Origin of the sequence: Shimia sp. R9_2, from assembly GCF_017743735.1 — a bacterium.
In the GTDB taxonomy this organism is placed as follows: Bacteria; Pseudomonadota; Alphaproteobacteria; order Rhodobacterales; family Rhodobacteraceae; genus Shimia.
The window spans coordinates 909,722-924,093 of sequence record NZ_JAGHRO010000001.1 but is presented as its reverse complement, the minus strand read 5'-3'; the positions used below and the strand labels follow the sequence as shown (position 1 = coordinate 924,093).

The window sequence follows — 14,372 nt, the reverse complement described above, 5'->3', positions numbered from 1 at the left end:
CCATGGAATTTGGTATTTGTTTTAAAGGCTTCGTTGAGCCGGAGCGCGCCAAGGCACTTGTGCGCCAAGCCGAAAACGCAGGCTTCACCTACTGCTGGTTCTATGACAGCCACATCCTGTGGCGCGAAAGCTATGTGGCCATGGCGATGTGCATGGAGCACACCACCAAGATGAAATTCGGGCCTTGCGTCACCAACCCGAACACCCGCGACTGGTCCCACGCCGCCTCGCTCTTTGGCTCCCTTGCCAAGCAATCCGGCAACCGCTTTGAACTTGGTCTTGGCCGCGGCGATAGCGCCGTGCGCGTGATGGGCAAAAAACCTGCCCCCCTCGCCCGCCTTGAGGAGTTTACCCATGTTGTGAAAGCCCTCGTGCGCGGCGATGAGGCACAATATGGCGACGCGCCAAACCCGATCCAGTTCCCATGGGCCACCGGCTATGAACTCCCCGTCTGGGTCGCCGCCTATGGCCCCAAGGCCCTGTCCTCGGCAGGCCGCGTCGGTGATGGTCTGATCCTGCAGATTGCCGAACCTGCAATCATCAAATGGCTAACCGATCAGGCCATTGCCGCAGGCGAAGCCGAAGGCCGCGACATGTCCAACTTCGGCGTCATGGCCGCCGCGCCAGCCTACACAGGCGACCGCGCCAAAGGCCGCGAAGCCACCAAATGGTTCCCCGCCATGGTCGGCAACCACGTCGCTGACATCGTTGAGAAATACGGCACCGAGCGCGAAGACATCCCCAAAGCCCTGACCGAATACATCAAAGACCGTAAAGGCTATGACTATTCCAAACACGGCCAGAGCGATAACCCCTACCTCGACTTCATCACCGATGACATCGTCGACAGCTTCAGCGTTCTGGGCGAGATCGACGAGCACATCAGCAAGCTCAACGCGCTCAAAGAGGCCGGTGTGACACAGTTCAACATCTATCTGGACAATGGCGAGGAGGAGAAAATCATCTCCGACTACGGCAACCACATCATTCCGGCCTTCCAAGCGCAGGCCGACGAGGCCATCGCAGCGGAATAAATCTGCCCCAGACATAACCGGCTCCGTGACCTATGGGGCCGGTTTACTGCGTTGGAGCGGGGGGACTGCTCGATGAGATGTGAACTAATTTCCAAACGCTTAGCTAGTTCAATAAAAGTAGTTGCTCTAAAGATCTACAGGTGAGTGATTGTCGGTTGTAAAGAGCTGCAATGCTTAGTGAAGGGTATGGCCTGCCCCCAAAAATCTCCCGCGTTGTAGTGTAGGGGTTGCTGGGAAAGAGCTGACGACGCCGGTCAAGCGACGCGAGGAGCATTGTTGGCAATGCGGGATCATGACATCTCGCAGCGCTGCGCATGCCGTCTTGTCGGTGTCGACCCCAAGACCGTCAGGCGCGACCGTCCGCCTGACAATCCGGAGATCCGCAAGGAGATGAAGGGGATCGCTGCCAAGCGACGCAGATTTGATTATCGCCGGATCGGCGTGATAATTGAGCACGAAGGGTGCATTATGAACCAGATGAATTTGTATCGCCTCTACACCGAAGAGAAACTGGGTGTCAGACGCCGACGAGGTAGGTAGCGCGCCCGAGGATCACGAACACCGATGCCAGAGGTCCTATGGCCCGGTGCACGTTGGTCGCTAGACCTTCAGTCAGAGACGTTCAGTGCATCGCGCCGGTTCCGTATTATGGCAGTGAATGCTGATTATTCTCGTGAAAATCTGGGGCTGATCGCAGACACATCGATCTCCAGCGCCCGTTTGGCGCGAGAACTGGATTCGCTGGTTTGCATAAATGGCAAGCACGCCAGCATTGTCAGCGATAATGGAATAGAGTTCACCAGTCGGGCGATCCTGAAATGCGCGAAAGACAACAACGTCGATTGGCACTACATTGATCTAGGCAAGCCGCAGCAGAATACCTTCTTCGAGAGCTTCAACGGCTGTATCCGCGACGAGCCATTGAACGAAGAGATGTTAGAGAGCTTGGAAGATGCCCGCCGAAAGCTGGCGCTCTGGCGATACCACTACAACAACGTCAGACCGCACTCATCGTTCGGCAATCAAACGCCCACAAAAGCGTTTCTGACGCTTGAGCAAATTGAGGGTTCCGTGCCCGACGCGCTTGCCCATACCAAAGTCGCCGAATATTAAAACAGACCCGCAGACTCTCGTTGCGAGTGAGGGCGCATCGGGGCAGGTCGGACCGCCCGCGTCTAAAAAGCTTGAAACCGGCGATGGGGTGGCCGAGCTGCATTCAAAGGGGGCCGCTTGCACTTTGCAGTTCCTGTACGACTTGCGTCCAACAACACATGTGTAAGAAAGTCGCGCTTCGCAGCAACTGAATTCACCGCGCCTAAAACTTTTCCCTGTGCAACCAATAGTCAGCAGCCCCCTGAGACGCATTGCCGAAACAAGAAATAACCACCCCCGCCAAACACGTTTCTGACATAAAAACAGTCAAGCTAACCCATCGCAAACAATGCCAGGATGTGGGCAACGAGACTACTTCTTTCTTATAATCGCCAAGCCATCTCGCCCCTTACGAACGTCGAGATCAAAAAACTCGCTCGTACTCTTAGTAAAGAAGAGTATGTCACTCCAAATAATCGAAAGCGCCTGTGCGACTGACGGCCAAGAGAATGCATCATGAAAAAGCACAATACCCCCTTTATTGAGGTATTCTCTAATCATATGGAAATCCATGAGAGTAAAAGCCGTTGAGTGGTCCCCATCCACAAACGCAAAATCCACTCCCTCTTCTACAGCCTGCAAAACGTCCCTTCCGACCACAGGGATATTCATCATGCGCGCTTTCTCTAAATCAACGCTCGTAACCTTGGCGTCATATCCATGGGATATCCGGCCTGAACTCCAACCTGTTTCGAATGACACAATATCTGAAAGGCCCATATTGGCAAAAAGCTCTTTCGCCACATCAACCGGGTTCCCACTTGAGCGGTGTTGGATTTCAGGATCAATGCAAATCAGCCTTCCAGAGCCATTTTGCCGAAGAGCGTCTGCAATAATAGCGGCAGAATAGCCAATAAAGGTGCCAATTTGCACAACATTCTTTGGTTTTTGCTCTATGATCAGACGATGCAGCGTCACCGCTTCATCATCTTTGATGCTTCCACCAAAAAAATTGCCTCTAGTGATACCAAAGCGCTCAACATTAGAACTATAGAAATCGTTAATGCGTTTTACCGCAGCTTTTGATGCGGCTAACTCCGTCGGAAACATATCAATTGTCCTAGAACGACAGAGGAAATTCCACCAAACATAGTCCACAGGAGTGAACTCTGCTCCACGAAATCCTGCAGGAACGCGCGCCAAAATTTCTCCGACATTGATCTCAGCCAGAGTTTCTTTTGCTGAATCGAGCTCAACTTCAGATGGCGATGCAACATGTGTTCCTGTTATAACGCCAAACGCCCCGCGAACTCGGCCGATAGCTCGCGCTGCTAGAGATTTTTTTGAACTCATGATTGCTCCTATGAAGTGTAGAAATGATCACTGAAATGCAGTGACAATTCGATCCCGTATCAAGCACTTTGCTCTTAGCATTTCAAGCCACTGGAAGGTCGGAATGTTCAGGGCGAGCCAAATATGTGCAAACTTGGGAGATCTTTAAAACTAACGGGGCATACCGAAAATCGAGCTTTTTGAATTTCCCCCATTAAGCGAGGGCTTAACTGGAAAGCTCTGCCCCCTTTCACAACCCCAGCGCCTCGCGCAGCGGCCCCATGCGGGAGCGGCTCACCGGCACCTTGCTGAGCGACTCCACCGTCTCAAAATACAGCGTGCCATTGTCCTTGTTGCGCTCAAAGCTGCTCACATGGCTCGGGTTGATCAGATAGCTGCGGTGCGCCCTCAAGAACCCGCTCGCCTCCAGACGGTTGGCCGCCTCCGTGATGGACCAGGGGCAAAACAGCTTCTCCGCCCCAAGATAGAGCACCGTATAATGCCCCTCCGCCCGAATGGCTGCGACCTGCGTCGGATCCGCAAAAAACGTCTGCCCTTCACGCTCAAACGGCACCCCCGCCGTGGCCGCCACAGGCTGTGGCGTCGGCGCAGGCTCTGCGGCGGGCTCTGATGGTGCGGTCTCGGTGTCTTCTTGCGGGGCGATGAAGGTGATCCCGGTCAGCAAGAAAGCCCCGCAAATCAGAAACACCGCCAGCGTGACCCCCATGGCCAGCACCTGATTGTCGAGCGCTGGTCCGGCGACAGCGGCGGCCTCACTGGGCAGAAACCCGGTGAGCAGGATCGCCACAAAATGCATGGAAAACACGGCAAAGCCAAAACACACCGTGCCCAGCACAATATTGCGCTGTGTGCGCGCATCATAGGCGACCCAGATCGCCAGAATCGACAGCACCACAGAGGCCACGGTGGAGATCACCACATCCAGCACGCCATAAACTGGTCGGCACAGCTGCATCCCGGCCATGCCGACATAATGCATCACCACAATGCCAAGGCCGACAATCACACCTGCCCCAAGGATCACCTGCGGCGAGCGTTCTCTGAAATGCAGCAGCAACAGCGCCAGCCCGACCATCAGGATCGCCACCAGCGCAGAGATCAAGGTGATCAGCGCGTCATAGAAAAACAGGATCGGCAGTTGCAGCCCCAGCATGGCGACAAAATGCATCGACCAAATGCCGCCGCCGAGCACCACCGCCGCCAGCGCCACCACAATCTTGCGCCGCGCATCGGGAAGCGCATTGGCCCCGCGTGTGAGCGACAACCCGGTGAACCCCGCCATCAGCGCCACCGCCAATGACGTCGCCACAAGCCAGGGGTTGTGCGAAAAATCCAACACGCCTGTGACCCTCCCCCGATCGCTGCCGTTTTGGTTGCTGTGGCGACGCTAGCAAAGCCCCCGTTCAAAGGCAATTTTCTCCCGCACTTTTATGGCGTTAGAAGTGCCGCACCGGTTTTTTCTCCTATGTCACAGATTTCCTGCGCGTTTTTGCGCCCTATTGCCCCGGCCCGCCGTTTCCGGCTAGGTCGGAAGCACCACAAAAGGCAGAGCGCAGATGAGCAGCACAATCTACATCCTCAACGGCCCCAACCTGAACCTTCTGGGCAAACGCGAGCCGGAGATTTACGGCCACGACACGCTGGCCGATGTTGAAACCTCCTGCGCCGCGGTCGGGACCGCGCTTGGCTTGTCGGTGAAGCTGCTGCAATCCAATCACGAAGGCGAGCTGGTCGACTGGATCCACGAGGCCCGCGCGCAAGCGGCCGGGATCATCATCAACCCCGCCGCCTACAGCCACACGTCCGTGGCCATTCTCGATGCGCTTAACACTTTTGAGGGGCCGGTGCTGGAGGTGCATATCTCCAACATCCACAAACGCGAAGCCTTCCGGCACCACTCCTATGTGTCGGCCCGCGCAGAAGGTGTGATCGCAGGCTTTGGCGTGGAAGGCTACGCTCTGGCCGTGCGCCGCATGGGAACGTTGCTCGGCTAATCCTTCCGACCGACCGCAGGGAGGTCTGCGCCTGCCTGCCCCCCGGCAGGCGCCGCCCTCCCCTCATCACTTCTTCCGCATCGCATCCATCAGCGCAGCGCCCAATGCGCCATTGCCGCTGTCCTGCTGCTTGGGCTTGGCACTGTAGTTGCCTCCGCCGCCGGCACCGCGCGGTCCTTTCCCACGCGGTCCGCCAGCAGGCCCACCGCGCCCTTTGCCGCCAAACCCAGCGCGTGCATTGCGGTCTTCTTTGGCCGAAGCTCCGCCATCCTTGCGCATGGACAGGCCGATGCGTTTGCGCGGCACATCCACTTCCGTCACCGTGACCTTCACCACATCCCCGGCTTTCACCACCTCATGCGGGTCTTTCACAAAGCGATCCGCCAGCTGGCTCACATGCACCAGACCATCCTGATGCACGCCCACATCCACGAACGCCCCAAAGGCCGCCACATTGGTCACCGTACCTTCCAGCGCCATGCCAGGCTTGAGGTCTGAAATCTCTTCCACCCCATCGGCAAAGGTCGCGGTCTTGAACGTCGGGCGCGGGTCACGCCCCGGCTTTTCCAGCTCGCTCAGAATGTCGCGCACCGTTGGCAGACCAAACTTCTCGGAGACAAACTCCTCCGCCCGCAGGCGTTTCAGCGCCGCGCCATCGCCCATAAGGCTGCGCACATCCCGCCCACAGGCAGAGACAATTTTACGCGCCACATCATAGGCTTCCGGGTGCACTGCGCTGGCATCAAGCGGCTCATCCCCTTCGGTGATCCGCAAGAACCCCGCGCATTGCTCAAAGGCCACCGGCCCCAAGCGCGCCACTTTCAGAAGCTCTTTGCGCGAGCCAAAGGCGCCGTTTTCATCGCGATGCGCCACAATCGCTTCCGCCAGCCCCGGCCCAAGACCGGACACATGCGCCAAGAGCGGTGCGGAGGCCATATTCAGGTCCACACCCACCGCGTTCACCGCGTCTTCTACAACGGCTTCCAGCGACTTGCCCAAACGGTGCTGATCCACATCGTGCTGATACTGGCCAACCCCGATGGACTTCGGCTCAATCTTCACCAATTCCGCAAGCGGATCCTGCAAACGCCGCGCAATCGACACCGCGCCGCGCAAAGACACATCCAGCCCCGGGAACTCCCGCGCCGCCAGCTCGCTTGCGGAGTAAACAGAGGCCCCGGCCTCGCTCACCACCACTTTGGTCGGCGCTTTCACACCTTTGGGCAAATGCTTCAGCACCTCGCCCACCAGCTTCTCGCTCTCCCGGCTCGCGGTGCCATTGCCAATCGCAACCAGCTCCACGCCATGCTTGGCAATCAGCGCCAGCAAGGTCTCCTCAGCGCCGCGCACATCATTCTTTGGTTGGAAAGGATAAATCGTGGCCGTATCCAGCAGCTTGCCGGTGGCATCCACCACCGCCACTTTACAGCCCGTACGAATACCCGGGTCCAGACCCAGTGTCGCCTTCGCCCCCGCAGGAGCTGCCAGCAGGAGGTCTTTCAAGTTGCGCGCAAACACGGCAATGGCCTCTTCCTGCGCCCGCGCACGCAGCTCGCCCATCAGATCCACGGTCATCGTCAGGCTCAGCTTCACCCGCCAGGTCCAGCCCGCCACTTTGCGCAGCCACAGATCACCGGGCGCCTCGCTGCGGGTGTCGAGATAGCTCGCCACCATCGCCTCTGCGCGCTCCTTGCCGCCCTCCGGATCGGGGCCAATGTCTAGCGAGATCACGCCTTCCTTGGAGGCGCGCATCATCGCCAACGCGCGGTGGCTTGGCACTTTGGACCACGGCTCTGAGTGCTCAAAGTAATCCGAAAACTTCGCGCCCGCCTGTTCCTGGCCAGAAATCACCTTGGCCGCCACAATCGCCTCTTTTTGCAAGAAGCTGCGCAGCTCGCCCAAAAGCGTGGCGTTCTCTGTCAGCCCTTCCGCAACAATATCGCGCGCGCCATCCAGCGCTGCTTTCACGTCGGCCACGTTTTCGGTGACATAGCCCGCCGCCAGTGCCTCCGGATCCGCATTGCGATCCGCCAAAATCGCCTCTGCCAGCGGGGCCAACCCGTTTTCGCGCGCAATCATCGCCTTGGTGCGGCGCTTGGGTTTGTAAGGCAGGTAAATGTCTTCCAGCGCAGCTTTGGTCTCAGCCCCCACAATGGCCTTGGCCAGCGCATCGGTCATCTTGCCCTGCTCGGTGATCGAGGCCGCCACGGTCTCGCGCCGCGCTTCCAGCTCCCGCAGATAAGCCAGCCGATCCGCCAAGGTCCGCAGCTGGCTGTCATCCAGCCCACCTGTCACCTCTTTGCGGTAGCGCGCCACAAACGGCACTGTCGCGCCCTCATCCAAAAGCTTCACAGCCGCCCCAACCTGATCGGGTTTGGCGGCAATCTCGCCAGCAATGGTGCGGAAAATGCGCGTGCTCGTATCCAAGGGGGCTCTCCTGAAAATCATTGGAGCACCCTTCTTAGCATTGCCTGCCGTGGGGCCAAGAGCGGAACGCCCCGCTCAGAGAAATACCGCCCATTGGCAACGCCCGACCGAGGGTGGGCGACCCACAAAAAAGGATGCCGCTTTATCTCAGCGGCACCCCTCCGGTGTTTGCAATATGCGATATTGTCAGCAAAATCGCCCTCCCGTCCGGTCGGTCGGGCGATGCCCGGCGGCGGCTGAGCCGCCTTTGCTCCGGGCGTTACCCATCAAGCTCCAGCGTCCGCAAAAGCGCCTTCATGGTCGCGCGCTCTTCATCCGTCATGGCCGCCTTGCGGCTTTTAAACAGCGTCGCCTGCGACTTCAGCACCAAGGCATCTGACAGGATTTTCAGGTGGTTGGCCCGCAGCGTATCCCCTGTCGAGGTGATATCCGCCACGCCTTCCGCCGTCATATTCTTGATCGTGCCTTCGGTCGCACCTTGGCTGTCCACCAGCTGATAATCCGCCACGCCGTTGTCGCGCAGGAACTCCCGCACCAGGCGGTGGTATTTGGTGGCAATCCGCATCCGGAACCCATGGGCCTCCCGGAACGCCGAGGCCGCCGCATCCAGATCATCGAGCGTGTCCACATCGGCCCAACAGCCCGGCACCGCAATGATCAGATCCGCATGGCCAAAACCCAAAAGCGCCAGCTCCGCAACCTGCTGCTCCCACTGACCAAGCTTTTCGCGCACCAGATCGGTGCCCGTGACGCCAAGGTGAATGCGCCCCGCCGCCAGCTCACGGGGGATTTCTCCTGCGGACAGCAACACCAGCTCCACGCCCTCAACGCCTTCAACGGCCCCTGCATATTCACGATCCGACCCTGTCCGGCTTAGCTGCACACCGCGCGCGCCAAACCAGTCAAAGGTCTTCTCCATCAGCCGCCCTTTGGAGGGCACACCCAGCTTGATGCTCATGCCGCGTCCTCCAGATCGACCAACACACCGGGACGGATCACGCCACCCACAGCGGGAATTTCCCGCCCCTGGCCAAGCACTTGCGTCAGCGCATCATAACGTCCGCCAGTCGCCACCGCAGGCAAATCCGCCCGATCCGGCACATAAAAGCCAAAGACAAACCCGTCGTAATATTCCATTGAGGTCCGGCCATAGCTGGCCTCAAACTCAAGGCTTTCAACATCCACACCACGCGCATCCAGCGCTTCCATACGCTCGCGCAACCGGCGTGCGGCTCCGCTGATCGCGGACATGTCCACCGCCAGATCGCGGATATGCTCAAGCGCATTGGGCAGCGTCTCTCGCACATTCAGCAGCGCTTCGATCAGCTCCACCTGCAAGGGCGAGATCGGCGGCGCCGCCGCATCTTCGCGCAACGCCTCAATACGCGCCGCCACCTCGGCCTGCGACCGCAGACCAATATCGGTGAAGCCATGCGCCATCGGATCATCCGCCGCCAAAAGCGCCGCCCGACTTGCAGGCACCTCACTGCGCCCAGCAAACCGATCCAGCAGCGCCTTAAACCGCCGGGGCCGCCAGATGTGGCGTGCCAAAGCGCGCTTGCGCCGCTCGGTGGTTTCAAGCCCGGCCACAGCGGCGGCCAGTATGCCAATGTCGCCGGTGGAGGCGCGCAATTCCACGCCTTTCAGCGCGTCTTGCATCACCGCAAACACCTCGGCGTCACTCGCCGCAGGGTTCTCGCGGTCAAACACCTCATAGCCGACCTGCATATATTCATTGGCCCGCGCAGGGTCATCTTCCTGCCGCCGGAACACCTCACCCGCATAGGTATAGCGTGCCGGTTCCGCCCCATGCGCCATATGCATCTGCACCACAGGCACCGTGAAATCGGGCCGCAGCATCTGCTCCCCGCGCAGCGCATCCGAGGTCACATAGGCGCGCCCGCGAATGTCTTCGCCATACAGGTCCAGAAGCGCGTCCGCAGGCAGCAGAATCGGCGTTTCCACCGGCACCGCACCCGCCGCTTCAAAGTCAGCAGCCAGCGCTGCCGCCCGCGCGCGGATTTTGGATTTTTGTGCCATCAGCCCGCCTGCTCTTCGCTCTGAGACGCCAGAATTTCGCGCACCTTCGCAACCAGATCACCGCGTGGCACCTCAAACTGGCTCGGGCGCTCTTTCCACTCTTCCAATGTGGCGCTCTCGGCAATTTTTGCGCCCAGGATCAGGTCTTTAAGCTGCACCACACCGTTGGCTTTCTCGTCACCACCTTCGATCACAGCCACAGGGCTGTTGCGCTTGTCCGCGTATTTCAGCTGGTTGCCGAAGTTCTTCGGATTGCCAAGGTAAACCTCGGCGCGAATGCCCGCATTGCGCAGCTCCGCCACCATGGCCTGATAATCCGCCATCCGGTCGCGATCCATCACGGTCACCACCACAGGCCCCGTGGCCACGCCACCCATACGGCCCTTTTCGCGCAGCGCCGCCAGCAGGCGATCCACCCCGATGGACACCCCAACCGCAGGCACTTCCTGCCCGGTGAACCGCTTCACCAGACCATCATACCGCCCACCGCCGGACACCGAGCCAAACTGCCGCTTGCGGCCCTTCTCATCGAGAATTTCGAAGGTCAGCTCTGCCTCAAACACCGGACCGGTGTAATAGCCCAATCCACGCACAATGGAGGGGTCAATCTCAATCCGGTCACTGCCATAGCCACCTGCGGCCAGCAGCTCGCCAATCTGTTCGAGCTCGGCAATGCCCTCAGCGCCCACTTTGGAGGCCCCGACCGCTCCACGTAGATTGTCAAAGGTCTTTGCCACATCGTCCGCTTTGGAGGTCAGGAAGGCAATCACCGGCTCGATCTGATCGTCAGACAGGCCCACACCGTCGATATAGGCACCGGAGGCATCCAGACGGCCTTTGCCCAGCAGCTCACGCACGCCGCTCTCGCCCACCTTGTCAAACTTGTCGATGGTGCGCAGCACGTTGTCGCGGGCGGCTTGATCGTCGCCAAGCCCCATCACTTCCAGCACACCGTTCATGACCTTGCGGTTGTTCACCCGCACAAGGAAATCCCCGCGCGGAATGCCCACGGTCTCCAGCGTATCAGACAGCATCGCGCAGATTTCCGCATCCGCTGCCATGCTCGCCGTGCCCACGGTGTCTGCATCACATTGATAAAACTGACGATAACGCCCCGGTCCGGGCTTTTCGTTGCGCCACACTGGCCCCATCGCATAGCGGCGATAAGGGTTGGGCAAATCATTGCGGTGCTGCGCATAAACCCGAGCCAACGGCGCGGTCAGATCATAGCGCAGGGCCATCCAGTCACCCTGATCTTTCTCGTCAAATTCCTGCCAGGCAAACACGCCTTCATTGGGGCGGTCCACATCCGGCAGGAACTTGCCCAGCGCCTCAACAGTTTCCACCGCGCTGCTCTCAAGCGCCTCAAAACCATAGCGATGATAGACCCCGGCGATCTGATGCAGCATCTCGGTGCGCTCGGTCACCTCCACACCAAAATAGTCGCGGAACCCCTTTGGCGTGACTGCCTTGGGGCGGGGGGCTTTCTTCTGCTTGGCCATATCCATGGTCCCTGAGTGAAATTACGTCGCTTGTGCCTTTACAGAATGCCCAGCAGAGGAGCAAGGAAAGGCTTTATGACAGCGCCCGGCCCTTACGGCACCCGACCCCAAATCTGCCCCCGCAATCGAAGGCAGATTCACCGAATCTAAGGACACTTGCACAAAAATGTTCCGACATGCGTATTTGTCAGGCCCTTCGATGACCGACCTCACTTTGCCGACCTTGGCACCGGAAAAAACCAAGACACTGCTTTGGTCCATCGCAATTGCTCTTGGCACTGCGCTGATCTTCTTTGCCGTTCTGCGGGTTGAGGAAAACCACATCAGCAAGCATGAGCGTTTGCAGCTTGTGGAAATGACCGACAGCTTTGTGGCCGTGTTTTCTGATGCGCGCGGCGAGGACTCCCCTATTCCAGCGCATTTCCGGCGCCTTGGCATCGAGCATTTTTCCAGCACCGGACAAGTCGAACGCGACGGGCGCGCCAACACGCAGATGCGCATGCCGGGTCTGCCCGGCCTTGAGCTTGGCACCAGTGAGGATGACCCCCGTCTGTCCGAGGTCATCGCCGGATTTTCAGGCCAATCAAACCACGCGCCGGTGCACGAACAGCATTGGGAGAATGGCCGGCTCATCAGCCGCACCCTGGTGCCGTCGATTGCGGAAAAAGAAACCTGTGTGAGCTGCCACAACACGCTGCTTGGCGAAGAGGTGTTTCAACTGGGCGACGCGATGGGCGCCTATGTGGTGGAGCGCGACATGACCGCCAATGCGCTGGCAGATGCCAAATATGCCGCCGTCTGGTTCTTTGGCTCTCTGGCCGTCTTCTGGCTCATCGGCTTTCGCGAACACGCCCGCAACCTCCATGTGCTGCAGCTGAAATCGCAGGTCAAAATCGAGGAAATGAAAAACGCGGCGGACGCCAAGGAAAAGTTCCTGCTGTCCCATGACCCGCTGACCGGCCTGCCCAACCGCAAGCTCTTCAACGAGCATTTGCGCGACAGCTTTGACCTGCCGGATCGCAACACCTTGACCGCAGCGCTGGTGGATCTGGATGACTTCAAACTGGTGAACGACACCATGGGCCACGCTGCCGGTGATGCCCTGCTGGTTGAGGTCGCCCAGCGCCTGAAAGCAGCGACCCGCGATGTGGACGCCATGGTCGCCCGCTTGGGCGGAGATGAATTTGCGCTGATCTGGAACGCCCGCAACGCCTTCAGCCTTGGCGCGGCAGTGGCCCCGCGTATGCTCGCGCAGGTCACCCGGCCGATGGAATTTGAGAACTGGTCCATCACCCCGAAATGCTCCATTGGTCTGGCCTGCACCGATCAAGGCATGGGGCAAACCCCAAGCGAATTGCTCAAGGCCGCAGATGCCGCGCTTTATTCGGCCAAGGGGCTCGGCAAAAACACCTATCAGGAATACGACAAGGTCATCGACGCCTGCATGCAGCGGCAGAAAACCATCGCTGCGCGCCTGCCTGACGCGATCCGGAATGGCGACATCCGTGTCGCGCTGCAGCCTCAGGTCAATCTGAGCAACCGGCAATTCCGCGGGTTTGAAGCGCTGGCGCGCTGGCGTCTGGACGGGGAAGACATCTCACCGGATGAGTTCATCACCATCGCCGAAAGCTCTGGCGTGGTGAAAGACCTCGACCTCTATGTGCTCAAAAAGGCCGCCCGCTTTGCCCGAAAGCTGAGCGCGGATATGGGCGTGCCGGTGCCCATTTCGGTCAATGTCTCCGCCAAAAGCTTCCGCAGCCTGTCCCTTGCCGAGGACATTCAGGACATTCTCTGGACCACGGGCTTTGATCCCGAGCTCCTGACACTGGAAGTGACCGAAACCGCCGCAATGGAAAAGATGGAAGCGGTTCAGGCCACAATGGGCGCTCTGCGCAAACAGGGCGTGCGCAGCGCGCTCGATGATTTTGGCACCGGCTATTCCTCACTCGCCTACCTGCTGCGCATGGAATTTGACGAGATCAAGATTGACCGGGAATTTGTGCGCGACATTCACGCGGGCAATGACAACCACATTCTGGTTCGCCACCTCGCCGATATGCTGTGCCAGCTCGACATTGATCTGGTGGTGGAAGGCATCGAAACCGAAGAGCAGATCGCGCTGCTGCACGGGGTCGGCAACCGCGTGGGTCAGGGCTATCTCTTCTCCCGTCCGCTGGAGCTGGAGAATGTGGAGGGCTATCTGCGCTCTGCGCTCAACCTGCCGGACGGCACAGCACAGACTGGCACCAAGGGCTAACCGGCACCAACGGCTGATCTGAACCGAAGCCTAAAGCGCACCGAGGTCGTCGGCAATCTCCTGCGCGATGGCAACGCCATCCACCCCTTCGCGCTCTGCTGACACGCGCAGCCCCAGCAGATCAGACTGATAGCGCAGCGCCAAAGCCTTGGGATTATGCGCCGCATCAATCTCCCCGGCGGCCTGCGCCTGCGCAAACAGGGCGGCAAAGGTGGCTTCCATTTTTAACAGATGCTGGCTCGCGGTTTCAGCGAGCGGATGGTTGTGCGCCCGCAGCTCCAGCAGCGTTTTTGACAGCATACAGGCCTTTGCCGGTGCCGCCCCATTGCCGATCGCAATCTGCGGCCAACGCTTGAGCGCCTCAAGCGGCCCGAGCTCCTGCGCCAATGCGGTCAACCCCGCCACCCCGTCAGAGGCATATTGATTTAGCGCCAGCTCAAACAGCGCGTCCTTGGAACCGAAAGCCGCATAAAAGCTGCCCGGCTTCATCTGAAGTTCTGCCTCCAGATCCTTGAGCGACGTGCCCGCCCAGCCGCGCTGCCAGAACAGATCACGGGCGCGGCCTATCAACTCTTGGCGGTCATAATTTGGCTTTCGGGGCATCACGGACTCGTTACGGCTAATTCTTGAATGATTGCTCAACAATATACTTGAGTGATCACTCAATAAAGCC

General features: G+C 59.2%; 10 protein-coding genes and 1 pseudogene. 4 read left to right on the top strand and 7 right to left on the bottom strand.

Features of this window, described 5'->3' with window-relative positions:
- Positions 1-2: 2 nt before the first annotated feature.
- Together J7400_RS04305 and J7400_RS04300 are read left to right on the top strand one after the other, a co-directional pair.
- Positions 3-1,034: a TIGR03842 family LLM class F420-dependent oxidoreductase gene (locus J7400_RS04305; protein WP_209059997.1), complete on the top strand. Its 1,032-nt coding sequence runs from the start codon at positions 3-5 to the stop codon at positions 1,032-1,034.
- 226 nt (positions 1,035-1,260) lie between these two features.
- Positions 1,261-2,123, top strand: a pseudogene (locus tag J7400_RS04300) (IS3 family transposase); the annotation flags it as partial.
- Positions 2,124-2,498: 375 nt separating this feature from the next.
- Here the strand turns inward: J7400_RS04300 and J7400_RS04295 are convergent.
- Entirely contained in the window at positions 2,499-3,479 is a 981-nt protein-coding gene (locus tag J7400_RS04295; protein ID WP_209059994.1) for a class I SAM-dependent methyltransferase, read from the bottom strand.
- Between the two features lie 229 nt (positions 3,480-3,708).
- Complete coding sequence (locus J7400_RS04290) at positions 3,709-4,818, bottom strand: MHYT domain-containing protein (RefSeq protein WP_209059990.1); 1,110 nt, start codon at positions 4,816-4,818, stop codon at positions 3,709-3,711.
- 217 nt (positions 4,819-5,035) lie between these two features.
- Here J7400_RS04290 and aroQ point away from each other — a divergent pair, with 217 nt between their 5' ends.
- Positions 5,036-5,473 (top strand): type II 3-dehydroquinate dehydratase, encoded by a 438-nt coding sequence (gene aroQ, locus J7400_RS04285; protein WP_209059975.1) that lies wholly within the window; start codon positions 5,036-5,038, stop codon positions 5,471-5,473.
- A 66-nt stretch (positions 5,474-5,539) separates the two neighbouring features.
- On the opposite strand, the gene J7400_RS04280 is transcribed toward aroQ, so the two are convergent.
- The 4 genes from J7400_RS04280 to hisS form a co-directional block, all read right to left on the bottom strand.
- A complete protein-coding gene (locus J7400_RS04280) occupies positions 5,540-7,900 on the bottom strand; it encodes a Tex family protein (protein WP_280637974.1) in 2,361 nt (786 codons plus the stop codon).
- Between the two features lie 259 nt (positions 7,901-8,159).
- Positions 8,160-8,858, bottom strand: coding sequence for an ATP phosphoribosyltransferase (hisG, locus tag J7400_RS04275; protein ID WP_209059971.1), 699 nt, complete (start codon positions 8,856-8,858; stop codon positions 8,160-8,162).
- Positions 8,855-9,940: an ATP phosphoribosyltransferase regulatory subunit gene (locus tag J7400_RS04270; RefSeq protein ID WP_209059969.1), complete on the bottom strand. Its 1,086-nt coding sequence runs from the start codon at positions 9,938-9,940 to the stop codon at positions 8,855-8,857. Before J7400_RS04270 ends, hisG begins: the two co-directional genes overlap by 4 nt.
- Positions 9,940-11,442, bottom strand: coding sequence for a histidine--tRNA ligase (hisS, locus tag J7400_RS04265; protein ID WP_209059958.1), 1,503 nt, complete (start codon positions 11,440-11,442; stop codon positions 9,940-9,942). The genes J7400_RS04270 and hisS overlap by 1 nt, the downstream gene beginning before the upstream one ends.
- 199 nt (positions 11,443-11,641) lie before the next feature.
- Here hisS and J7400_RS04260 point away from each other — a divergent pair, with 199 nt between their 5' ends.
- Entirely contained in the window at positions 11,642-13,699 is a 2,058-nt protein-coding gene (locus J7400_RS04260) for a bifunctional diguanylate cyclase/phosphodiesterase (RefSeq protein ID WP_209059956.1), read from the top strand.
- Positions 13,700-13,729: 30 nt separating this feature from the next.
- On the opposite strand, the gene J7400_RS04255 is transcribed toward J7400_RS04260, so the two are convergent.
- Positions 13,730-14,302, bottom strand: a complete 573-nt coding sequence (locus tag J7400_RS04255) for a TetR/AcrR family transcriptional regulator (RefSeq protein ID WP_209059954.1) — start codon at positions 14,300-14,302, stop codon at positions 13,730-13,732.
- Between the last annotated feature and the right edge of the window lie 70 nt (positions 14,303-14,372).

Coding starts and splice junctions, on each gene's coding strand:
- J7400_RS04305 (WP_209059997.1), top strand. CDS start 3: ATGGAATTTGGTATTTGTTTTAAAGGCTTCGTTGAGCCGGAGCGCGCC.
- J7400_RS04295 (WP_209059994.1), bottom strand. CDS start 3,479: ATGAGTTCAAAAAAATCTCTAGCAGCGCGAGCTATCGGCCGAGTTCGC.
- aroQ (WP_209059975.1), top strand. CDS start 5,036: ATGAGCAGCACAATCTACATCCTCAACGGCCCCAACCTGAACCTTCTG.
- hisG (WP_209059971.1), bottom strand. CDS start 8,858: ATGAGCATCAAGCTGGGTGTGCCCTCCAAAGGGCGGCTGATGGAGAAG.
- J7400_RS04270 (WP_209059969.1), bottom strand. CDS start 9,940: ATGGCACAAAAATCCAAAATCCGCGCGCGGGCGGCAGCGCTGGCTGCT.
- hisS (WP_209059958.1), bottom strand. CDS start 11,442: ATGGCCAAGCAGAAGAAAGCCCCCCGCCCCAAGGCAGTCACGCCAAAG.
- J7400_RS04260 (WP_209059956.1), top strand. CDS start 11,642: ATGACCGACCTCACTTTGCCGACCTTGGCACCGGAAAAAACCAAGACA.
- J7400_RS04255 (WP_209059954.1), bottom strand. CDS start 14,302: ATGCCCCGAAAGCCAAATTATGACCGCCAAGAGTTGATAGGCCGCGCC.